Source organism: Pseudomonas sp. GL-RE-29 (genome assembly GCF_019947275.1).
In the GTDB taxonomy this organism is placed as follows: domain Bacteria; phylum Pseudomonadota; class Gammaproteobacteria; order Pseudomonadales; family Pseudomonadaceae; genus Aquipseudomonas; species Aquipseudomonas fluorescens_A.
Genome location: NZ_JAGYGD010000036.1, coordinates 1 through 20,989, shown reverse-complemented (window position 1 = coordinate 20,989; position 20,989 = coordinate 1). Strand labels below are relative to the sequence as shown.

Sequence of the window (20,989 nt, the reverse complement as noted above, 5' to 3'; positions counted from 1 at the left end):
ACAAAACGCGATGGCTCAGACCATGGCCAACTGCTGTTTGCGTTGTGGCGCGTGAAACGCTTGGTCCAGCGCCTCCAGATCCCCTGCTTCAAGTTTCAGTCGCGCCGCTTGCGCATTAAGTTGCACATGCTCCTTTTTGACCGCTTTGGGGATGGCGATCACCCCGTTCTGCCGCAAAAGCCATGCCAGTGACACCTGTGCAGGCGTCGCGCCGTGACGGGCGGCTACCTGCTTGAGCGTGGAATTTGCGAGCATTTTCCCGCCCTGACCAATCGGACAGTAGGCCATAACCGGCATATTGTGCTGTTGGCACCACGGCAGCAAATCAAATTCGATGCCGCGCTCTTCCAGGTTGTAGAGCACCTGGTTGGTGGCGCAGGCCGGTGTGGCCAGTTCCTGCATGTCGTCGACGTCGAAATTGGACACGCCCCATCGGCCGATCTTGCCGGCTTCGCGCAGGCGTTCGAAGGCTTCGACGGTTTCTTCCAGCGGATACTGGCCGCGCCAATGCAGCAGATACAGATCGATGTAATCGGTGTTCAGCCGCCGCAGGCTGCGCTCGCAGGCCTGGGGAATGCCTTTGCGGCTGGCGTTGTGCGGGTAAACCTTGCTGACCAGGAAAACCTCGTCGCGTCGGCCGGCGATGGCTTCACCGACCACTTCTTCGGCGCCGCCTTCGGCATACATCTCGGCGGTGTCGATCAGTGTCATGCCCAGCTCGATGCCCAGGCGCAGTGCCGCGACTTCCTCGGCGCGCCGGGTGCGGTCCTCGCCCATCTGCCAGGTCCCTTGGCCGATGACCGGCACGTTGACGCCGGCCAACTCGACAGAACGCATGCAAACCTCCTTTCAAGATGCAATCAGTATCGTTTGGCATAAGCATAGCTTCCGGGTTCCGCTGCAAGATCAAAAGATCGCAGCCTTCGGCAGCTCTACGACGTAAATCCTGTAGGAGCTGCCGCAGGCTGCGATCTTTTGATCTTCAACTGCCGATGATCGATTGATCACCCGCAACACTGCACTTTTTCGCAATGAGCGGCTCTACCTTTGGCCAGCCTGCGGCGATCCCCACCGCCGGCCCATGCCCAAGTCCAAGATCCCATGGCTCGAGCGTTACCCTTCAGCATTACCTCAATCCGCCGCCGTTGCCTGCTGCTGGCCGGTCTGTCGATGTTCCTTGTCACCGGGTGCAGCCACCAGGAAGGCAACGACGTTTTCACTCAAATCCGTGAAGGCAAACCCCAGGAATTCCTGCAAACCAGCGTTGACCGCATGGCGACCCTGACCATGCGCGACAACCTCGACAGTCTCTATTTGCTGATGAGCAAACTGTACCTGCGCAACCCCGATGAGTTGAAAAAATCCGGTTTCCTCGACGCCCGCACCGCCGGCAAGCAAGTGCGCATGGCCATCGAACAGCAGCAGCCGTTGCCAACTCTGGGCGGCAAAAAAGACCTGGCGGCGCTGCGGTTCGCCATGAGTCCGGAATTCCTCGGCGACCGGGTCGGCGCGTTCATCTACGCCATCGGCAGCATGCTGGTGACCGCCCACGGCAATCGCCTTGAGTTCTACATGACGGACGCGATCAACCCGACGTTCGTCAGCAATGCCGCGCGCAACATAGAAATCGCTACCTGGATCTTGAGTCAGCGGCAGAACAAGGACGGCCAGCCGATGCTGTTTTCCAACGAAATCTCCGAGGAGGGCAGCAACCTGAGTTTTGCCGTGGAATTCGGCAAGATCGTCGCCCGTCTGGATTTGCTGACGCAGATGCTCGACGAGCGCTATCGGCGCATCGGCCTCAACTACGCCCAGAGTCTGTTATTCCTGAATTTCCTGCCCGTGCAGTGATCCTGTAATCCTCCATAAATCCCTGTAGGAGCTGCCGAAGGCTGCGATCTTTTGATCTTGGTAAATCAAAGTCAAAAGATCGCAGCCTTCGGCAGCTCCTACAGGGGATAGCTTTACGGCATAAATATAGATCGCATTGATATAAGTAGTTATAAGAAAAATCGCTATGCTGCGGGCCAGATTTTCCTTGCAGTCTTTGTGGACGTATCAATGGATTTGTTGAACATCGGGTTGGTCGTAGCCGGATTGGTGGTGGGTTTCATCGTTGGCATGACGGGCGTAGGCGGTGGGTCGTTGATGACGCCTATCCTGCTGTGGTTCGGCATCAACCCGGCAACGGCCGTCGGCACCGATCTGCTGTACGCGGCCATTACAAAATCCAGTGGCGTACTGGTCCACAAGAAGAACAACAACATCGATTGGGCAATTACCGGTTGGCTGACCCTCGGCAGCGTGCCGGCGGTGGTGCTGACGTTGTGGTTCCTCAGTAGCTTGCACAGCTCGCCCGATGCGATGAACGCGATTATCAAGCAAGCCCTGGGCTTCGTCCTGTTCGCCACCGCGCTGGCCATCCTGTTCAAGAAACGCCTGCTCGATTTCGCCCACAAACGTGCTGGCGGCCACTACAACCCGAGCGGCAAGCGCCTGAATGTAATGACGGTCATCACCGGCCTGGTCCTCGGCACCATGGTCGCGTTGACTTCTATTGGCGCTGGCGCGTTGGGCACCGTCGCGCTGTTTATCCTCTACCCGTTGTTGCCAACCCGCCGCCTGGTGGGCACGGAAATCGCTCACGCCGTGCCCCTGACCCTGGTCGCCGGCCTGGGCCATGCGAGCATGGGCAACATGGATTGGCATGTTTTGGGTTATCTGCTGGTCGGTTCGCTGCCGGGCATTTACCTGGGCAGCCACCTGACCGGGCGTATCTCTGACGAACTGCTGCGTCCTTGCCTGGCGACGATGCTGGTGCTGATCGGATACAAGCTGGCCTTTTAAGCCGGTAACGGTTGCAGAAACAAACCACCTCCTGCACCGGATAGGTGCTACGGTGGAAAGCCAGCCCTCATTCATCACTGAATGACCTCTCGGCATTCCCCGTGATCGACAAGAGGTGGCCCGTGTACACGCTCAGCACCGACTATCAAAACGAAGCCGAGTATTGTTTCGACACACTGTCGTGACTGCCCTGCCCAAAGACCTGCCGCTGATCCTCAGCGAGCTGCGCATCGCGACCACCCTGCAACATCAGGGGCTGGAAAAACGCATCCCGTTCCTCACCGCTGACCTGCTGCTCTACACCCGGCTGATCAAGGCCTATTACGGCTTCTATCGACCGTTGGAAAACCGGTTGTTCCAGGTGGCGATGAGCATTCCCGATCTGGACTGGCTGATTCGCAGCAAGACGCCGTCACTGGAGGCCGACCTGTACGCCCTGGGGCTGGACGCTGCCGCCATCGACGCCATTCCCCTGTGCCGGTTTTCCCTCCAGACCCGTTCCGTTGCCAGCGTGCTGGGCGTGTTGTACGTGCTGGAAGGCGCAACGCTGGGCGGTCAATCGGTGCGCAGCAAGCTGTACGTGCGCCTGGGCGTCGATGAACGCAACGGCGGGCGATTTCTGGCGGTGTACGGCACCGCAACCTTGTTGATGTGGCGTGGTTTTTTGGCGTGTCTGTATCAGGTGCGTCAGCCTGCTCAACGGGCGCAGTCGGTGGCAGCGGCTCAAGCCACCTTCAGGGCATTCGAAGGCTGGCTCGAGCATTGCGAGGTATTGCCTTGAACCGACTCAGCGAAGAACAACTTGAAGCCGCGCTCGCCGACTGTGCCAGTGAAGCAATCCGCATTCCGGGGTCAATCCAACCGCACGGTGTGCTATTGGCCATGAGTGAGCCGGGGCTGATCATCCGGCAGATCAGCCGCAATTGTGCGTCGTTGCTCGGTTGGACGGCGGGCGCTTTGTTGCAGCAACCTTTGCAGGTGCTGGCGGGAGCCACGACGACAGAGCTGATTCGCCGAGCGTTAGAAGCGGATGATCTGGAAGACGCCAACCCCTTGCTGCTGGAGATCAACGCACAGCGTTTCAACGGATCGCTCAGTCGTCATGACGGCATGCTGATGCTTGAACTGGAACCGGTGCAGGACGCGATTCAGGACAACAGCGCCATCCTGTTGCGGGCGCTGCGGCGGATGCAGGCAGCCACCACCCTCGACGCCTTGTACAGCGTCAGTGTCGATGAAATCCGCCGCCTCACCGGTTTTGACCGGGTGATGATTTATCGCTTTCAACCGGCAGGGCATGGGCAAGTCCTCAGCGAGTCGCTGGGCGGGAATCTGCCCGGTTACCTGGGCCAGTGTTTCCCGGCTTCGGACATTCCAGCGCAGGCTAGAGAACTGTATCGGCTGAACTGGATCCGGGTGATCCCGGATGCGCACTATGTGCCGGTGCCGATTGTTCCGCTGTTACGCCCCGATACTGGACAACCGCTGGACTTGGGGTTTTCGGTATTGCGCAGCGTGTCGCCGGTGCACTGCCAGTATCTGGAGAACATGGGGGTGCGGGCGGCAATGAGCCTATCGCTGTTGGAGGACGAACAGCTTTGGGGGCTGATCACCTGCGCCCACCCGGAACCGCTGCTGGTCAGTCATACGCTGCGTACGATGTGCGCCGCCATCGCGCAGCTGCTCAGCGTACAAATCTGCGCGTTGCAGACCCGCGACGAACAGCATCAACGAGCGCAGAAATTCCGCCTGATCGGAGAGCTGACCCACGCCATGCAGCAAGCCGAGCGCGATGTGCTGGACGGTCTGCTCGCTCACCCGCAGCAACTGCTGGAGCTGACTGCGGCAGGTGGTGTGGCGGTGCTGATTGAAGATCGCTTGCAGTTGTTCGGCGAGTGTCCGAGCGTCGAACAGGTGCGCGCTCTGCACCTGTGGGTTCGGGAGCAGTGCCTGGAAAAAGGCGAACCCTTGCTGACCAATCACCTGCAAAGTCTGCACGGCGTCAGTGCGCTCTACAGCGACGTAGCCAGTGGATTGCTGGCCTTCGTGCTGCCCAAGCCAGTGGACAACGCGGTCATGTGGTTTCGCCCGCAGTTACGTTCGAGCATGAAGTGGAGTGGCAACCCCGATGAACATTTCACTGTTGACGACAACGTCGGTAGCGCACTACGACCGCGCACGTCTTTTGCCCTTTGGGAACAACGGGTGGAGGGCAGGGCGCGGGAGTGGAGCGAGGCGGATGAGTATGCAGTCAAAGAGTTGCGCCGCCGTGCGATTGAAAACGATCTGGCCCGCCAGGTCCGTCGCGAACATGAAGCCGTCCGCGTGCGCGATGAACTGGTGGCGGTGGTTTCCCATGATCTGCGCAACCCGATGTCGATCATCATCATGCAGTGCGGAATGATGCAGCGCCTGGTCGCCAGGGATGAGGGCAAGAATACCGTGCGACTGAGCGCGGCGTTGGGCACCGTAGAAGACGCGACGGGGCGAATGAACGCGCTGATCGCCGATCTGCTGGACAAGTCGAAACTCGATGCCGGCCAGTACCCGCTCGAATGCAAACCGCTGGATGTCGTCGATTTGCTGCAAAAGGCCTGCGCATTGTTGGTGACCCTCACGTCCGACAAAAACATCCAACTCAATTGCACCAGCTCCGCTGGGTTGAGCATCGAAGCCGATCCCCTGCGAATGTTCCAGGTGCTGTCGAACCTGTTGGGCAACGCCATCAAATTCACCCCGTCCGGCGGACGAATCGATCTTGACGCCTGGGAGGTGGACGGCAAGGTACTGGTTTCGGTACGTGACAACGGCGGCGGGATTCAGGCCAGGCATATGCCACATATTTTCGAGCGTTACTGGACGATTCGCGAAGGCAACCCGAATGGCAGCGGCCTGGGTTTGTATATCTGTCGCAGCATCGTGCAGGCCCACGGTGGTGAGCTTTGGGCGCAAAGCGAACCCGGAGAGGGAAGCGTGTTTACCTTTTCCATCCCCGCATTGGCAGCGCCGCTCCGGTAGTTCTTTGTAATGCTTTGAGATGAGCTCAGCCTGTTGCGCAATGACCGCCCTGACCTAAGCTTGGGGCAAGGCGAACACATTTGCGGAGCGTCACCCGGAACAATCGCCGCGATGCGCAATCATTAGAGCGTGGATATCAAAAGGAGATGCGCATGCTCATCAGGTCACTGACCCTGGCTACCTTGCTGGCTGTCGTTAGCCCCCTGTTCGCCGCCGATGGCGATTCACCGCTGGACATGGACAAGGGCAGGGCGCGGCCACTGATCGTCATCGCTCCCAGCACGGTCGACCCGACGTGGGTCAGCCTCAAAAAATCGCTGGAAGAGCCGGACAACAAGAAAGCGTTCACCGACAGAAACATGGTGCTGTACACCGTGCTCAACCTGATGGGCCAGCGTGAGGGCAAAGACCTGGGGCCGCAGGACACGGCGGCATTGATCCGCTCGCTGAAGTTGGGTGCGGGGTCGAAGAGCAAAGTGATTCTGGTGGGCAAGGACGGCGAAAAGAAACTTGAGCAGTCAGGGCCCGTCGAGCTGAAAGAAGTGTTCGCCGCTGTCGATCAACTGCCGGCAGCCGAGAAGGACGCACCGCCGCCAACGGTCGTACCCGCCGCGACAGCCGAGCCGGCCGCCAAGGGCGCCAAAAGTACGAAACCTGCAAAGCCGGGCAAACCCGTCAAACCGCCGGAAATGCCGGATGATTGATTGAACACGGAATCTCTCTAGTGAGTTCCTTTGTGGCGAGGGAGCTTGCTCCCGCTCGGCTGCGCAGCAGTCGCCAGCTGATAGCGACATCTTCACCGGATCGGGGCTGCTTCGCAGCCCAACGGGAGCAAGCTCCCTCGCCACAAGTCACGGGTGAGTTTTATTGGGGCAGGGCGCTCAATATTGTGTGAGCGATTTTGACCCGCTCCGCAATCGGGTAGTTTTTGTTGGCCAGGATCACGATACCGATGTCTCGCGATGGCACGTACGCCACATAGGCACCGAAACCACCCGTAGAGCCGGTTTTATTGACCAGCACGTTTTCCGTTTGAGGTCTTGGCGGGCTCAGCCACTTTACTTTATGAGCCTCCATGACCATCTGCGATGAGTTGCCGGCGAGCAATTGATCGAGGGTGACCGGATAGTGGTAGAACTCCCAACCCAGGCCCTGGGTCATGTTGCCCACGGTGTAATAACCCGTGTGTGTGATGGCGATGGCTTGCTGCAACGGTTTTTCCAGTGGCGCCGGTTTCATGTTCGCCTCGACGTAGCGAATCATATCCGCGGCGCTGGTTTTCACTCCGTACGCCTCTGAGTCCAGCGCTCCCGGCCCGACTCGCACCGGTTTGTCATCCTTGTTATAGCCCTGGGCATACAGCGCCATTTGATCCTGCGGCACTTTCAGGAACGTGTGTTTCAGCCCGAGTTTTGGCAGCAGGGTCTTTTCCATCACCTCATCAAACGGCGCGCCCATGCTCTTGGCGGCCAGATAGCCGAACAATCCCAGGCTGGGGTTCGAATATTGCCGATGGGTCCCGGCGGCATAGACCGGTTTCCACTGTTGGAAATAACCGAGCATCTTGTCCGGAGCATCGGCACTTTCAGGGAATTGCAGCGGCAGGCCACCGGCGCTGTACGTGCCCAGTTGCAATACGTTGATGCTGTCGAATGCGCTGCCACGCAGTTCCGGCAGGACTTGGCTGGCCGTGTCCGACAGGGACAGTTTGCCGCTGGCCACGGCGTAGCCGGCGAGGGTGGCGGTAAAGGTTTTGCTCAGTGAACCGATTTCGAACAGGGTGTTTTGCGTGACGGGTTGTCGGGTTTCTTTCGATGTCACCCCGTAGTTGAAGTAGTACTGCTTGCCATTGATGGTCACGGCCACCGCCAGGCCGGGGATGCCTTGTGCTTGCATGACTGGTCGCACGGCGTCGTTCACAAGCGTCTCAATCGGCTCCTGCGCAGCACTTTGGCCTGTGGCGAATATCGCTACGCACACCGCAAGGCGCTTGAGGCGGGTGAGTGTGATGTTGTCGGTCATTGGCAGTGTCCCAGCATTTTTAAAGGTGCCAAATGTAGACAATCCGACGGTGATCGACAAATAACGAGGGCAGAAACCTCTGTGGGAGCGAGCCTGCTCGTGATGCGGTTTATCAGCCACCCTTTTTGCCGGATGTGCTGCCGTCATCGCGAGCAGGCTCGCTCCCACAGGGGGATTGCGTTGTCTTCCGGATTATTCGCGCACCAGGCACGGACACTTGTTATCGAACTTCCATCCCGGGATCAAAAACTGCATCGCCACGCTGTCATCCCGCGCGCCCAGTCCCATGCCTTTGTACAGTTCATGGGCCTTGGCCACTTGATCCATGTCCAGTTCGATACCCAGCCCCGCTTTCTGCGGCACTTGCACACAGCCGTCGACGATTTGCAGCGGTGCCTTGGTCAGGCGCTGGCCGTCCTGCCAGATCCAGTGGGTGTCGATGGCGGTGATTTCACCCGGTGCGGCCGCCGCGACGTGGGTGAACATCGCCAGGGAGATATCGAAGTGGTTGTTGGAGTGCGAGCCCCAGGTCAGGCCCCATTCGTGGCACATCTGCGCCACGCGCACCGAGCCTTGCATCGTCCAGAAGTGCGGGTCGGCCAAGGGAATGTCTACCGATTGCAACTGGATCGCGTGGCCCATCTCGCGCCAGTCGGTGGCGATCATGTTGGTCGCGGTTTTCAGGCCCGTAGCACGGCGAAATTCAGCCATGACTTCGCGGCCCGAGTAACCGTTTTCCGCACCGCACGGGTCTTCGGCGTAGGCCAATACATTGTGCTGATCGCGGCACAAGCGGATGGCTTCCTTGAGTGACCAGGCCCCATTCGGATCGAGGGTAATGCGCGCGTCTGGGAAACGTTCGGCCAGGGCGGTGACCGCTTCGATCTCCGCATCGCCGCTGAGCACGCCGCCCTTGAGTTTGAAGTCCTTGAAACCGTACTTCGAATGCGCCGCTTCGGCCAGGCGCACTACAGCCTCGGTGGTCATGGCTTTTTCGTGACGCACGCGGAACCAGTCGTTGTCGGCGTCCGGCTCGCTGCGGTAGCCGAGGTCGGTCTGGTTACGGTCACCGACATAGAACAGATAACCGAGCATCTTCACTTCATCACGCTGCTGGCCCTCGCCGAGCAGGGCGGCAACGGGCACGTCCAGATGCTGGCCGAGCAGGTCGAGCAACGCCGCTTCCAGTCCAGTGACGGCATGGATGGTGATGCGCAGGTCGAAGGTTTGCAGGCCGCGGCCGCCGGCATCGCGGTCGGCGAAGGTCTGCCGTACCTGGTTGAGGATCTTCTGAAAAGAGCCGATCGGGCTTCCAACCACCAGGCTGCGCGCGTCTTCGAGGGTCTGGCGAATACGCTCGCCACCCGGCACTTCGCCGACGCCGGTGTGGCCGGCGTTGTCCTGGAGGATCACGATGTTGCGGGTGAAAAACGGGCCGTGGGCGCCGCTGAGGTTCAGCAGCATGCCATCGTGGCCGGCCACCGGAACAACTTGCATGCTGGTGATGATCGGGGCTTTGGCGGTGTCTTGTGCGCTCATTTTTTTATCCTTTCAGGCGTGTCGAGGGGCAGTTTCAGCCGATTCGACGGCAGGTGCGGTTTTAGGCTTGTTGCGCGCGGCGAAGACAATGATCGCGGCGATGATCGAAGTGGCGGCCAGGCCATACAGCCCGCCCTGAATCGAACCGGTGCGTTCTTCCAGCAGGCCGAACGTGGTCGGTGCGACGAAACCGCCGAGGTTGCCCACCGAGTTGATCAGCGCGATGACGCCTGCGGCGATGCGCGCATCCAGATACGCTTGGGGAATCGGCCAGAACAGCGACGACGCCGATTTGAAACCCAGCGCAGCAAAGCAGATCGCAACGAAAGCGAAGATCGGCCCGCCGGTAGTGGACATGAACATGCCCGCAGCGGCGATCAAGAGCGCGGCGGCGACCCAGGCTTGCTGGTGTTTCCACTTGGCCGACAGCGAAGCGAAGGCGTACATGCCGACGATCGACAGCAGCCATGGAATCGAGTTGAACATCCCCACCTGGAAGTCGCTCAGATCACCCATTTTCTTGATGATGCTCGGTAACCAGAACGTCGCGGCATAGATGGTCAGCTGGATGAAGAAATAGATCACGCAGAACAAAATGATCTGCCGGTCCTTGAGCAGTTTGCCCAGCGACGGTTTGATCGGCGTAGCAGCTTCGCGGGCCAGTTGTTCATCGTCGATGGCCTTGACCAGTGCGTCCTGCTCATCGCGGGTCAGCCATTTGGCGTCGTGTGGTTTGGAGTCCAGCCAGAACCAGACAAAGGCGCACAAACCCACCGAGAACATACCCTCGATGAAGTACATCCATTGCCAACCGTGCATACCAAAACCGCTGATTTGCAGGAGCAAGCCAGACAGCGGGCCGGAGATCAGCGAAGCAATCGCCGAACCGCTGAGGAAAATCGCAATGGCCTTGCCACGCTCTACGCCGGGCAACCAGCGGGTGAAGTAGTAGATCACACCGGGGAAGAACCCGGCCTCCGCTACGCCGAGCAGAAAACGCAAGATATAGAAGTGGGTTTCGTTCTGGATGAACGCCATGCCCGCCGCGACGAGACCCCAGGTCAGCATGATGCGGGTCAGCCAGATACGTGCGCCGACTTTTTGCAGAAGGATGTTGGAAGGCACTTCGAACAGTGCGTAGCCGATGAAGAACAGACCGGCACCGAGGCCGTAGGCGGCGGCGCCAATGCCCAGGTCGTGCTCCATGTGGGCGCGGACGAAACCGATGTTCACGCGGTCAATGTAATTGACGATGAACATGATGACGAATAGCGGCAGGACGTGACGTTTGACTTTCGAGATCGCGGATTTCAGGACCGAATCGGCACCATTGTCCATCCCGTTGACGGATGTATTCACTGCATTTTCTCCCACTCGTTGTTTTTATGCGGGGTGTAACGATGCTGCGTTGTTGATAGACATCATACAACTTGATTTTTTTATCCTGCAACCCTGTTTGTTCAACGGCGTCGGGATTTTTCGACGTTATTTATTGTTTTTTTATAGTCAGCGGTTGCGTTTTTTGTGCTGAAAACCTCTATTTGTTGAGTGTTGTCATACAAGTTGTGCGATTTCTTATGACGATTCCCGCGGAGCGCAGTGCTAGGATTCGATAGCCAAGTTTTTCGGACTCCCTTCATGCAAGAAGATCTCGACGCACCTGCGCGCAAGCGCAGCCACAATCTGGCCCATGACTTGGTGACCAAGCTGACCCAAAGCATCCTGCTCGGTCAGATGTTGCCCGGCGACAAGTTGCCGTCGGAAAACACGATTGTTCAGGAGCACGGGGTCAGTCGCACGGTGGTCCGTGAGGCCATCTCGAAGTTGCAGGCATCCGGTTTGGTGGAAACCCGTCACGGCATCGGCACGTTTGTCATTGAGCGTGCGCCGGAGCAGGGCTTGCGACTGAACGTCGATACCGCGCTGGGGGTGCGCAGCATCCTGGAGTTGCGCATGGGCCTGGAAACCCAGGCCGCGGCGCTGGCTGCCGTGCGCCGTAGTGATCAACAGTTGGCGCAGATGCGCCAGGCGCTCGACGACTATCAAGACCTGCTGGCCAACAATGACAGTTGCGTCGAGGCCGACCGGCGCTTTCATCTACTGATTGCCGAAGCCACCGGCAATGTGTGCTTCAGCGAAATCATGCAGCACCTGGGCAGCGCCATGATTCCACGAACCCGGGTCAACGCCACCGAGCGTGGGGCGGTGGATTTGAGCAAGCTCGGGCAGTTGGCCAACCTCGAACACGAGGCGATTCTCAACGCCATCAAGCGCCAGGACCCGGACGCGGCGCGGGCGGCGATGTGGTTGCACCTGACTAACAGCCGGGACAGGTTTTCGCCCGGTTGAGAGGCAGATACCGAGTCATCGTTCATCGCGGGCAAGCCCGCTCCCACAAGGATTGAGGTTGTTCACATATTCTGTGTACATCCTCGGACCCTGTGGGAGCGGGCAAGCCCGCGATGTCGTCAGATGCCTAAACTCAAACTGCTGATCAAGCCCGCGCTACCCGAACCACCGCTCTGCGCTCCAGATTCAACGCCAGCACACTGATCAATACGATCACCGCACCCACGCCCACCATCAACGTCGGCCTTTCGCCGAGGGCAAAGGACGCGATGACCATCGCCGTCGGCGGCACCAGATACAACGTCATCGTCGCCCGGCTCAGGTCAACATGCGCCAGTACATAGGCCCACGCCAGATACGCCAGCGCACTCGGAAAAATCCCCAAGGCAAACACCGCGAGCTGCACCCGCAGCGGCGCATTCATCGCCTGATCCACCAACCCCGGCAGGAACACCAACAACAGCAACGTCCCGGACCAGACCGTGTAGCACACCAGCGTCAGCCCGTCGTAACGTCCGGTGTGATGCTTTTGCAGCGCAAAGTAGAGACTCCAGGACAGCGCCGCCAGCAGGATCAGCAAGCCGTGGGCATCGATACTGCCGAGGCCGTGATCGCCCGCCACGACAATCACCACGCCGATCAGCCCCAGTAGCACGCAACCCCAGCGCCAAACGCTGACTCGATCCTTGAACACGAAACGCGCCAGCAACGTGCTGAACAGAGGCGTCGTCTGCGCCAACACGCTGGACGCTCCGGCGCTGACGCCTTGTTGACCGAAGTTGATTGCCACGTGATGCAGGCTCACCGCAAAGAAACCCAGCCCGAACAGCAATGGCAAGTCGCAAAGTTTTGGCAGGCGAATGCCTTTGAGAAGTGCGACCACCGCCATGAACGCCGACGCCAGCAAGAAGCGCAGCAATGCCAGGTGTACCGGGTCGTAAGCCTGCAAACCGATGTGAATCCCGCTCGGTGAGTAAGCCCAGCAGGCCACGACAAAAGCCATGGCGAGGATAATTTTCAGCGGGGAACCGGGGGAGGGCGTGAGCGAATTCATGGTGTGCACCGATAGGCATTTGCATGAATTATCAGAACTCGGATCGTTCGCTACAACTGACTTATACTGCGCTAACTGTTCACTTTGGGTGATGTATGGAGTTGGCACAAATTCGTATGTTCAAGACCGTCGCCGAGGTCGGCAGCATCGCCCGCGCGGCCGAAATGCTGCATTGCGTGCCGTCGAACATCACGGCGCGGATCAAGTCATTGGAGGCGGAGTTGGGCGTCGCGCTGTTTCTGCGCGAGGGTCGTGGGTTGCGCATCAGTCCGTCGGGGCAGACCTTCCTGGCCTACGCGTCGAAAATCCTCTCCCTGACCGCCGAGGCCAAACGCGCGGTTGACCCGGCAGCCGAGCCGTCCGGGCCTTTGCGCATTGGCGCCATCGAATCTTCGGCCACCGGTCGTTTGCCGCGTTTGCTGGCCAAGTTCCACAAGCGATTCCCGGCCGTGGCGCTTGAGCTGACCACGGGCACTTGGGGCCAGTTGCTTGATGACACGCTCAATCACCGACTCGACGGCGCGATCGTCGCGGTGGATGTCGAGCGCTCGCACCTCAAGCGCACGCCGATGTACCGCGAAGACCTGCTGCTGATTGCCTCGACGTCGTTGGGGCCGGTGCGTGACATGGCGGACTTGCACGACAAGACCGTGTTCATGTGGCCCCAGGGTTGCCCGTACCGTGCGGCGCTGGAGCATTGGTTGTTGCGCCAGGGGCAGGCGTTGCCGATTGTCAGCCTGGCCAGTTACGGCGCGATTGTCGGCTGCGTCAGCGCCGGGGCGGGCGTGGCGTTGGTGCCCAAAGGCGTGTTCGATCAATACGCCAAGGGCGCCGGTTGCGTGGGTTATGAGTTTCCCGAACTGACGGCCATCGAAAACTTGTTCTACTGGCACGAAAACGCCGGGGTGCACCCGGCGCGAGAGGCGTTTGTGGAAATGTTGCGCGAAGAGTTTGCGTAATCAACTGGAGAACGCTTGTCTTTGTGGCGAGGGAGCTTGCACCCGCTCGGCCGCGAAGCACCCGCAAAATCTGTGATACGAAGCGTGATTTTGGGGCCGCTTCGCAGCCCAGCGGGAGCGAGCTCCCTCGCCACGGGAATCAAGTGTTGGCAAAATTTTGCGTTTCAGCCGTGAAAGCGGATTGATCAGGTCACACCGACATCCCGCATCAGCAGGCCAAACTCAAGGTCCACCGCATCCGGAATCGGCAGATACACCGTATGCCCATCCCCCGGCGCGACTTCGATCGATTCGCCGCGGATGTTTTGCAACTGGTGCAGATCGAAGTGGAAGTTGCCCTTGGGGGTCATCAGTTCCAGGTGATCGCCCAGTTCAAAGCGGTTTATCACCTTCACTTGCGCCAACCGGTCACGCCGCTCCCCCGTCAATTCACCGACAAACTGCTGCCGCTCCGAGACCGAGCTGCCGTTCTGGTAATTCTGGTATTCGTCATGCACATGCCGGCGCAAAAAACCTTCGGTGTAGCCGCGCTGAGCGAGGGATTCCAGATCGGTCATCAGGCTGCGGTCGAACTCGCGACCAGCCACCGCATCGTCGATGGCCCGACGGTAAACCTGGGTGGTCCGCGCGCAATAAAAATGCGATTTGGTCCGGCCTTCGATCTTCAAGGAATGCACGCCCATCTGCGTCAGGCGCTCGACATGCTGCACGGCGCGCAGGTCCTTGGCGTTCATGATGTAAGTGCCGTGCTCGTCTTCGAAGGCTGGCATCAGTTCATCGGGGCGATTGGCTTCCTGCAACAGAAACACTTGCTCGGTGGGTGCACCGATGCCCAGGGTCGGTTCTGGCTGAAACTGTTGGACGATCTCGCCCAGCTGATTTTCCGTGGCGGGTTGCGCTGAATACTTCCAGCGGCAGGCGTTGGTGCAACTGCCTTGATTGGCGTCGCGTTTGTTCATGTAGCCCGAGAGCAGGCAGCGGCCGGAGTAGGCCATGCACAACGCGCCGTGGACGAACACCTCCAGCTCCATCGCCGGAACCTGTTGGCGGATCTCGGCGATTTCTTCCAGCGACAGTTCCCGCGACAGGATGATCCGGCTCAAGCCCTGTTGCTGCCAGAACTCGACGCTCGCCCAGTTCACCGTGTTGGCCTGCACCGAAAGATGAATCGGCATCTGCGGGAAGTGCCGGCACACCAGCATGATCAGGCCGGGGTCGGACATAATCAGCGCATCCGGCGCCATGGCGATGACGGGCGCGAGATCCTTGAGGAAGGTCTTGAGCTTGGCGTTGTGCGGGGCGATGTTGACCACGACATAAAAGCGCTTGCCCTGGGCCTGAGCCTCGCGAATGCCGAGGGCCAGGTTGGCGTGATCGAATTCGTTATTGCGCACTCGCAGGCTGTAGCGCGGCTGGCCGGCGTATACGGCATCGGCGCCATAGGCGAAGGCATAACGCATGTTTTTCAGGGTGCCCGCGGGGGCGAGCAGTTCCGGAGCAATGAGGTTCATGGTGGCGTCGTTCGCAAAAGCTGCGGAGGGTAAACGCCTTGTCCCGAAGGTTTATTGATCTGGATCTATGCTTGATGAACAAACGGATGGCACTCGCGCGAGCCGTAGCGGCCTAAGCATCAGGACGCAACATTGCGTTCCGACGGACTGACACGGATCGGACATGAACGAAGAGACACTACAAGACAAATCGTTGGCGGTTTTACTGGGGCTGGTGAGCATCGCTTTCATCTGGATTCTGCTGCCATTTTACGGCGCGGTGTTCTGGGCGGTGATCCTCGGCATTCTCTTCGCGCCGTTGCAGCGCCGGATGCAATTGAAGTTCGGCTGGCAGCGCAATGTCACCTCGTTACTGACCCTGGCTATCTGCCTGGTGATCGCGATCCTGCCGGTGATCATCCTCAGTTTTTTGCTGGTTCAGGAAGGGGCGACACTATACAAAAGCATCGAAAGCGGCGAACTGGACATCGCCGGGTATGTGACGCACTTCAAACACAGCTTGCCGACCTACTTTCAGCATTTGCTGGATCGGTTCGGGGTGGGGGAGCTGGACGGGCTGCGGGAGAAAATCATCAAGAGTGCGGTGACGGGCAATGAGTTTGTCGCCACCCAGGTCTTCAGTGTCGGCCAGGGTACGTTCGATTTTGTGGTGAGCTTTTTCATCATGCTTTACCTGCTGTTCTTTTTTCTGCGGGATGGCGCCGAACTGGCCCGTAAAGTTCGCTCCGCCGTACCGCTTCAGGAACATCAGAAACGCCGCTTGCAGCTCAAATTCAATCGCGTAGTGCGGGCGACGGTGAAAGGCAACCTGCTGGTGGCTATCACACAAGGCGCGCTGGGTGGTTTGATGTTCTGGTTTCTGGATATCCCGAGCGCATTGCTCTGGGCGGTGCTGATGGCGTTTCTATCGCTGCTGCCAGCGGTGGGGGCGGGGATTGTCTGGGCGCCGGTGGCGGCGTTTTTCCTGTTCACCGGGGCGATCTGGCAAGGTGTGGTGCTGGGGCTTTTCGGGGTTTTCGTGATCGGCCTGGTGGACAACGTGTTGCGACCGATCCTGGTGGGCAAGGACACGAAGATGCCGGACTATCTGATCCTGATCTCGACCCTTGGTGGCCTGGCGGTTTTCGGCCTCAATGGCTTTGTGATCGGGCCGCTGATTGCCGCGTTGTTCATGTCGAGCTGGGCGATTTTCATCGAAACCAAACCGCGGGTTCAGCTGCCTTAGGCGCTGAGCTTGGCTGTCTGGGCTGTGCTGACACGCTGTGACATTTCCCGGGCGGCTGGCAACGAGGTGAGCGGACCGCTGATGGGTTCGCCGTCCAGTACCAGGTACCAACAGGCAAGCAATCCCGACTCTCTGAGCGCAGCGGGAACGGCGCTGCCGATAACGGACATGATCTGAACTTGAGACATCATAAGGACCTCCATCGATCTATGGAGCTACCTTACGGGGCGAGCGATTTTTCGGACAATCAACCTTTTCGATAGTGGTCATTGACGCCGTTGAGGCCAGATGACCGCTCGTCGCTCAGTCAACCACCTGATCAAGCATCTGAACCACTTCCTGCTCATTGAGCAGGCCTTTGCGCACCAGGTTCTGAGTCAGCAACGAAAGAAACTTGGCGCTGCGATGACCTTCCAGGTGCTTGAGTTCGGTCAGGGCGTTGTACACCTTGCTCGACGTGCACAGGCCGACTATGCGGTGCGGGTTTTGTGTGGGCATGAGGTCGTCCTTGTTGTTATCAACCTGTTGTTTGCGGACAGGCCCAAGCTTGCGGACCTGACATGACATAAATATGACCGTTGGCTGCCGCAAGGCAGAAACAGTGTCGGGACAATCTTGCCCATTTATGCATTGCCTGCTGTCCCCAGAGCGACCTCGGCGAAATGTATTCAGACCAGGACTCCCAAATGCCCGTACAGAGCGAGCCGATAATCGACATGACTCAAGTGACCCGTACATTCTCGGCATGGCTGGCCATGCCATGACAACCGCACGCCAGTCGATGGCCCTGCAGTACGACAGGAATACCGTTCAGTCGCCGATGCGGATGTCCCTCGACAAAAGCAAATTCGCCCAGATGAAGCGGGCACTTGGCCTTGTCGCCCAACACCGCCGGTGTTCTCCCATTGAGGGTGTGCGTGCCTTCAAGCTGGCAGGAAACCACGGTGCCGTTGCTGCTGGTGGCATCCCCTAAGCAGACAGGATGACTCATGGTCTGGCTACTCCTCCGTTAGGGGAACCGAACTTGAACGGGTCGGCACCACGGTTCTCGCGGTTCTTCTCTTTGCGCGCCGCGTCCGGTGGGCGGATCATTTGTACCGTGGCTGCCGTCTGCACCGGCGTAAACCACCGCACTGGTTCCACCGTCGAGGTAGCTGGCGATGGTGGCCAGGTTGATTTCCACCAGTGCGCTGCTGACCCCGGTATTGCCCAGGCGTCGTCCGATGTTGTAACCCTCGTCGACATTGCCCGGGTCGATACCATGGCCGTCGGTATTCAGGCTGTGCAAGGCGTTGGTCAGGGCGAACTCTGCTTCCTGGTTGTCAGTGGTGTCATAGAATACCCGCACCGGTTTCTGCCCTTCGGGCAAGGTACCCAGAGCCTGTAACCAGCCTGCCTGCAGCGCCCTGGCCTGCAACGCCGGTTTTAGCCGTTTGCCGTTTTCATCCTGCATCGAGACCTTGATCGGGCGGTGCAAGTAACCCAGCACCGGCGCGGCGTCGAACTCTTTGACCTGGTGCTGGGCCCAGCGGATGGGCAGCCAGGGCGAGGGTTGGAATTCTCCTGGTCCGCGGTTGCTGATGGTTTTCCAGAGGGCGGGGAGTTGGGATTGCCAGTAGGCGGTGGACATGGTGCCGGGGCCATAGGGATGCTTAATACCCTCGGCGCGCTTGCCTTCTTCATATACTTTTCTGAACTTAGGCGAGTGTTCCCAATAAAACGCCCATAGCTTGCCCAAATCAGTACTTTTGTTCTGATTGTCCTCACGCTCGTGGGTGGCATAGCGGCGAATATACCGATCCACCCGATCCGATCGGGTGACCAGCAACCCGGTCATGCTTTCGTATATCGTCGGGACGACTTGGTTGTTCTGTAACCCGGGAGTGCCTGCGACCCGCAAACCGTCTCGCGTGACGTCGCCATCCTCGCTCACAATCAAGGCCTGGGGCACTTCGGGGTTGTCATCAAAGAACTGGAACAATCGCTCGATCATGCCCTGAGCATGGGTTGTGTTTTCGGCGTCCTGCCACAAAAACAGCGTGACCCCGAGTGTGGCGGCATTGCGACCGTTAAGAATGTTACTCGCAGCCCCTGTATCTGACGGTTGCTTGGGCGGCGCGATGGAAAACACAGGGATTGGCCAATACGCTACTGATTCGCCTGCCGAATGTTTGAAGGCAACGCGGATTTTGATATCCCTACTGATCATTCTGAAGTCCAGCGAGTCCGTGTAATCCTTGGGATCTCTTGAGTAAATCGAAGCAAAGTTATTGTTTTTATTCTTGATGGACTGCCAGATTTGGGATTGGTGATCCTGGTAAATCCCAAGCCCCACGCCCCGGATTTCCAACGCATAAGTCCGCGCTTGCGTGGCCTGCTGCTCGGCGATTTGCGCCATGACGTTGGCTTTGTAAGCGGCAGTATCGGGTTCATGTCACGCAGTACCATGTTAAGTTCCTGTGCGTTGGGGCGATTCATGTTCTAGGTGCGCCACCGCTAGGGGAGCCGAACTTGAACGGGTCGGCGCCACGGTTCTCGCTGTTCTTCTCTTTGCGCGCCGCGTCCGGTGGGCGGATCATTTGTACCGTCAGGCTGCCGTCTGCACCGGCGTAAACCACCGCACTGGTTCCACCGTCGAGGTAGCTGGCGATGGTGGCCAGGTTGATTTCCACCAGCGCGCTGCTGACCCCGGTATTGCCCAAGCGTCGTCCGATGTTGTAACCCTCGTCGACATTTCCCAACTCGATGCCATGGCCGTCTTTATTCAGGCTGTGCAAGGCAAGGGTCAGGGCGATTTCAGCCTCTTGATTATCGGTGGTGTCGTAAAACACGCGCACGGGCTTATCCCCTTCGGGCAAGGTATCCAGCGCCTGCAACCACCCGGCTTGCAGCGCCTTGGCCTGCAATGCCGGTTTGAGCCGTTTGCCGTTTTCATCCTGCATCGAGACCTTGATCGGGCGGTGCAGGTAACCCAGCACCGGTGCGGCGTCGAACTCTTTGACTTGGTGCTGGGCCCAACGGATGGGTAGCCATGGGGAAGGTTCGAACTCTCCGGGGCCGCGGTTGCTGATGGTTTGCCAGAGAGTGGGGAGTTGGGATTGCCAGTAGGCGGTGGATATGGTGGTAGGCGCATAGGGTGCCTCCGCTGCATTGGCACGTGCTGCGGTCTCGTACCAATCAGTAAATGCTCGATCACGGTCCCAATAGAAAGCCCAGAGTTTGCCCAAATCTGTGTTTTTGTTCTGATTGTCCTCAGCCTCATGGGTGGCATAGCGACGAATATACCGATCCACGCGATCCGAACGGGTGACCAGCAACCCGGCCATGCTCTCGTAGACCGTAGGGACGACATGGCCGTTCTGCAATCCCGGGGTTCCTATAACCCGCAATCCGTCTCGCGTGACGTCGCCATCCTCGCTCACAATCAAGGCTTGGGGCACTTCGGGGTTTTCATCAAAGAATTGGAACAATCGCTCGATCATCCCCTGGGCATGGGTTGTGTTTTCTGCGTCTTGCCACAAAAACAGCGTGACTCCGAGCGTGGCGGCGTTGCGCCCGTTGAGAATATTATCCGCAGCTCCTGTATCTGACGGTTGCTTGGGCGGCGCGATGGAAAACACCGGGTTTGGCCAGTACGCTACTGACCCGCTTGCTGAATGCTTGAACGTAACTCGTATATTAATATCCCTCGTGATTTTCCGAGAACTCAAAGAAGAATCGTAATCCTTAGGGTCTCGTGGATAGATTGAAGTGAAGTTGTTGTTCGTTTTTTTTGTTTCTCTCCATATCGATGATTGATGCCAATCATCAACAGCCAGCCCCACCCCCCGAATTTCCAAGGCATAAGTCCGCATTTGGGTGGCCTGCCGCTCGGCGATTTTCGTCTTGACGTCGGCTTTGTAAGCGGCAAGCCCCGCCTTTTCACTGGCCACGGCTTTGCCCCACCAGTGAACGCTGAAGATCAGCAACATCGGGCTCACGATAGCGGCGATCCCCCAGCGCATTACCGGGTTCATGTCACGCAGTTCCATATTGAGTTCCTGTGCCTTGATTTGGACAAGCCAGACGAAGCCGAGCCAAAGGATCAGCAGAACACCGACGATCCAGAGGTAGGGTTTGAGTTTCGGTAAAGTCCGGGTTCGGTGTTGAGGATTGCTCACAAGGCCCCTCCTTTTTTTGAGGCGCCAGCAAGCAGAGAGGGCGGTGTTAGAGAGACCAGGTCGGATGGTGGAAAAGTGCCTTTGTCGTAATACAAATGACTGGCCCTTACTAACAACTGGGCCTCAGCACTAAGTCGTGACCATCCTGGTAATCGTCCGACTTGATCGAATAGTGTTTTGTCCATCTTCCAATCCGCAATCGCCACCAACACCTCACGCATGAACGGATTATCGAGGCAGTGCGCCTGGCCAATGGCAATGTCCATCGCCGTCACCCAACGCTGGTTTTCCGGGCTGCGCAGAAT

18 protein-coding genes and 3 pseudogenes are annotated in these 20,989 nt (G+C 58.7%); 9 read left to right on the top strand and 12 right to left on the bottom strand.

Annotated features, from left to right (window positions below; genetic code table 11):
- Positions 1-15: 15 nt before the first annotated feature.
- The gene (locus KGB21_RS24210) at positions 16-837 is read right to left on the bottom strand and encodes an aldo/keto reductase (protein ID WP_223506952.1); all 822 of its coding nucleotides are present in this window, start codon (positions 835-837) and stop codon (positions 16-18) included.
- A 264-nt stretch (positions 838-1,101) separates the two neighbouring features.
- Here KGB21_RS24210 and KGB21_RS24205 point away from each other — a divergent pair, with 264 nt between their 5' ends.
- The 6 genes and pseudogenes from KGB21_RS24205 (at position 1,102) to KGB21_RS24185 (ending at position 6,569) form a co-directional block, all read left to right on the top strand.
- On the top strand, positions 1,102-1,851 hold the full coding sequence (locus tag KGB21_RS24205) for a hypothetical protein (RefSeq protein ID WP_034150124.1): 750 nt from the start codon (positions 1,102-1,104) through the stop codon (positions 1,849-1,851).
- A 210-nt stretch (positions 1,852-2,061) separates the two neighbouring features.
- Positions 2,062-2,847, top strand: a complete 786-nt coding sequence (locus tag KGB21_RS24200; RefSeq protein WP_223506951.1) for a sulfite exporter TauE/SafE family protein — start codon at positions 2,062-2,064, stop codon at positions 2,845-2,847.
- Between the two features lie 181 nt (positions 2,848-3,028).
- Entirely contained in the window at positions 3,029-3,628 is a 600-nt protein-coding gene (locus KGB21_RS24195; protein WP_223506950.1) for a biliverdin-producing heme oxygenase, read from the top strand.
- Positions 3,517-3,972 (top strand): annotated as a pseudogene (locus KGB21_RS29680) (hypothetical protein); the annotation flags it as partial. The gene KGB21_RS24195 and the pseudogene KGB21_RS29680, both read left to right, overlap by 112 nt.
- Positions 3,958-5,841 (top strand): annotated as a pseudogene (locus KGB21_RS24190) (ATP-binding protein); the annotation flags it as partial. The pseudogenes KGB21_RS29680 and KGB21_RS24190, both read left to right, overlap by 15 nt.
- 176 nt (positions 5,842-6,017) lie before the next feature.
- Positions 6,018-6,569 carry a DUF4174 domain-containing protein gene (locus KGB21_RS24185; RefSeq protein ID WP_223506948.1) on the top strand — a complete coding sequence of 184 codons (552 nt, stop codon included), beginning with the start codon at positions 6,018-6,020 and terminating at the stop codon, positions 6,567-6,569.
- A gap of 160 nt (positions 6,570-6,729) precedes the next feature.
- Here the strand turns inward: KGB21_RS24185 and ampC are convergent, their stop codons facing one another.
- The 3 genes from ampC to KGB21_RS24170 all read right to left on the bottom strand — a co-directional run bounded on the left by ampC (position 6,730) and on the right by KGB21_RS24170 (position 10,764).
- Positions 6,730-7,887, bottom strand: coding sequence for a class C beta-lactamase (gene ampC, locus KGB21_RS24180; protein ID WP_223506947.1), 1,158 nt, complete (start codon positions 7,885-7,887; stop codon positions 6,730-6,732).
- A 192-nt stretch (positions 7,888-8,079) separates the two neighbouring features.
- The gene (gene gudD, locus KGB21_RS24175) at positions 8,080-9,426 is read right to left on the bottom strand and encodes a glucarate dehydratase (RefSeq protein ID WP_223506946.1); all 1,347 of its coding nucleotides are present in this window, start codon (positions 9,424-9,426) and stop codon (positions 8,080-8,082) included.
- Between the two features lie 12 nt (positions 9,427-9,438).
- Positions 9,439-10,764, bottom strand: coding sequence for an MFS transporter (locus tag KGB21_RS24170; protein ID WP_263386313.1), 1,326 nt, complete (start codon positions 10,762-10,764; stop codon positions 9,439-9,441).
- Positions 10,765-11,064: 300 nt separating this feature from the next.
- Here KGB21_RS24170 and KGB21_RS24165 point away from each other — a divergent pair, with 300 nt between their 5' ends.
- The gene (locus KGB21_RS24165; protein ID WP_034149932.1) at positions 11,065-11,775 is read left to right on the top strand and encodes a FadR/GntR family transcriptional regulator; all 711 of its coding nucleotides are present in this window, start codon (positions 11,065-11,067) and stop codon (positions 11,773-11,775) included.
- Between the two features lie 145 nt (positions 11,776-11,920).
- Here the strand turns inward: KGB21_RS24165 and KGB21_RS24160 are convergent, their stop codons facing one another.
- A complete protein-coding gene (locus KGB21_RS24160) occupies positions 11,921-12,829 on the bottom strand; it encodes a DMT family transporter (RefSeq protein ID WP_223506944.1) in 909 nt (302 codons plus the stop codon).
- Between the two features lie 95 nt (positions 12,830-12,924).
- Between KGB21_RS24160 and KGB21_RS24155 the strand changes: the two genes are divergently transcribed.
- On the top strand, positions 12,925-13,788 hold the full coding sequence (locus KGB21_RS24155; protein WP_034149934.1) for a LysR family transcriptional regulator: 864 nt from the start codon (positions 12,925-12,927) through the stop codon (positions 13,786-13,788).
- A 185-nt stretch (positions 13,789-13,973) separates the two neighbouring features.
- Here KGB21_RS24155 and yegQ read toward each other — a convergent pair whose 3' ends face one another.
- A complete protein-coding gene (gene yegQ, locus KGB21_RS24150; protein WP_223506943.1) occupies positions 13,974-15,299 on the bottom strand; it encodes a tRNA 5-hydroxyuridine modification protein YegQ in 1,326 nt (441 codons plus the stop codon).
- Between the two features lie 163 nt (positions 15,300-15,462).
- On the opposite strand from yegQ, the gene KGB21_RS24145 reads away from it, so the two are divergent.
- On the top strand, positions 15,463-16,524 hold the full coding sequence (locus tag KGB21_RS24145) for an AI-2E family transporter (RefSeq protein ID WP_034149936.1): 1,062 nt from the start codon (positions 15,463-15,465) through the stop codon (positions 16,522-16,524).
- Here KGB21_RS24145 and KGB21_RS24140 read toward each other — a convergent pair.
- From KGB21_RS24140 to KGB21_RS24115, 6 genes and pseudogenes are all read right to left on the bottom strand, one after another.
- Positions 16,521-16,712: a hypothetical protein gene (locus tag KGB21_RS24140; RefSeq protein WP_223506969.1), complete on the bottom strand. Its 192-nt coding sequence runs from the start codon at positions 16,710-16,712 to the stop codon at positions 16,521-16,523. The genes KGB21_RS24145 and KGB21_RS24140 overlap by 4 nt on opposite strands.
- Positions 16,713-16,827: 115 nt before the next feature.
- Positions 16,828-17,022, bottom strand: a complete 195-nt coding sequence (locus KGB21_RS24135; protein ID WP_223506942.1) for a hypothetical protein — start codon at positions 17,020-17,022, stop codon at positions 16,828-16,830.
- 223 nt (positions 17,023-17,245) lie between these two features.
- The gene (locus KGB21_RS24130) at positions 17,246-17,515 is read right to left on the bottom strand and encodes a PAAR domain-containing protein (protein ID WP_223506941.1); all 270 of its coding nucleotides are present in this window, start codon (positions 17,513-17,515) and stop codon (positions 17,246-17,248) included.
- Positions 17,512-18,949 (bottom strand): annotated as a pseudogene (locus KGB21_RS24125) (DUF2875 family protein); the annotation flags it as partial. The pseudogene KGB21_RS24125 and the gene KGB21_RS24130, both read right to left, overlap by 4 nt.
- A gap of 49 nt (positions 18,950-18,998) precedes the next feature.
- Positions 18,999-20,684: a DUF2875 family protein gene (locus KGB21_RS24120; RefSeq protein ID WP_317846740.1), complete on the bottom strand. Its 1,686-nt coding sequence runs from the start codon at positions 20,682-20,684 to the stop codon at positions 18,999-19,001.
- On the bottom strand, positions 20,681-20,989 hold a 309-nt coding region (locus KGB21_RS24115), incomplete at its 5' end, for a DUF3274 domain-containing protein (RefSeq protein WP_223506940.1). The genes KGB21_RS24120 and KGB21_RS24115, both read right to left, overlap by 4 nt.

What these genes read in the sequence shown, in the direction of transcription:
- yegQ (WP_223506943.1), bottom strand. Translation starts at nt 15,299, where the DNA reads ATGAACCTCATTGCTCCGGAACTGCTCGCCCCCGCGGGCACCCTGAAA.
- KGB21_RS24135 (WP_223506942.1), bottom strand. Translation starts at nt 17,022, where the DNA reads ATGCCCACACAAAACCCGCACCGCATAGTCGGCCTGTGCACGTCGAGC.
- KGB21_RS24185 (WP_223506948.1), top strand. Translation starts at nt 6,018, where the DNA reads ATGCTCATCAGGTCACTGACCCTGGCTACCTTGCTGGCTGTCGTTAGC.
- KGB21_RS24155 (WP_034149934.1), top strand. Translation starts at nt 12,925, where the DNA reads ATGGAGTTGGCACAAATTCGTATGTTCAAGACCGTCGCCGAGGTCGGC.
- KGB21_RS24170 (WP_263386313.1), bottom strand. Translation starts at nt 10,764, where the DNA reads ATGGACAATGGTGCCGATTCGGTCCTGAAATCCGCGATCTCGAAAGTC.
- KGB21_RS24165 (WP_034149932.1), top strand. Translation starts at nt 11,065, where the DNA reads ATGCAAGAAGATCTCGACGCACCTGCGCGCAAGCGCAGCCACAATCTG.
- gudD (WP_223506946.1), bottom strand. Translation starts at nt 9,426, where the DNA reads ATGAGCGCACAAGACACCGCCAAAGCCCCGATCATCACCAGCATGCAA.
- KGB21_RS24140 (WP_223506969.1), bottom strand. Translation starts at nt 16,712, where the DNA reads ATGTCTCAAGTTCAGATCATGTCCGTTATCGGCAGCGCCGTTCCCGCT.
- KGB21_RS24210 (WP_223506952.1), bottom strand. Translation starts at nt 837, where the DNA reads ATGCGTTCTGTCGAGTTGGCCGGCGTCAACGTGCCGGTCATCGGCCAA.
- KGB21_RS24200 (WP_223506951.1), top strand. Translation starts at nt 2,062, where the DNA reads ATGGATTTGTTGAACATCGGGTTGGTCGTAGCCGGATTGGTGGTGGGT.
- KGB21_RS24205 (WP_034150124.1), top strand. Translation starts at nt 1,102, where the DNA reads ATGGCTCGAGCGTTACCCTTCAGCATTACCTCAATCCGCCGCCGTTGC.
- KGB21_RS24145 (WP_034149936.1), top strand. Translation starts at nt 15,463, where the DNA reads ATGAACGAAGAGACACTACAAGACAAATCGTTGGCGGTTTTACTGGGG.
- KGB21_RS24160 (WP_223506944.1), bottom strand. Translation starts at nt 12,829, where the DNA reads ATGAATTCGCTCACGCCCTCCCCCGGTTCCCCGCTGAAAATTATCCTC.
- KGB21_RS24130 (WP_223506941.1), bottom strand. Translation starts at nt 17,515, where the DNA reads ATGAGTCATCCTGTCTGCTTAGGGGATGCCACCAGCAGCAACGGCACC.
- ampC (WP_223506947.1), bottom strand. Translation starts at nt 7,887, where the DNA reads ATGACCGACAACATCACACTCACCCGCCTCAAGCGCCTTGCGGTGTGC.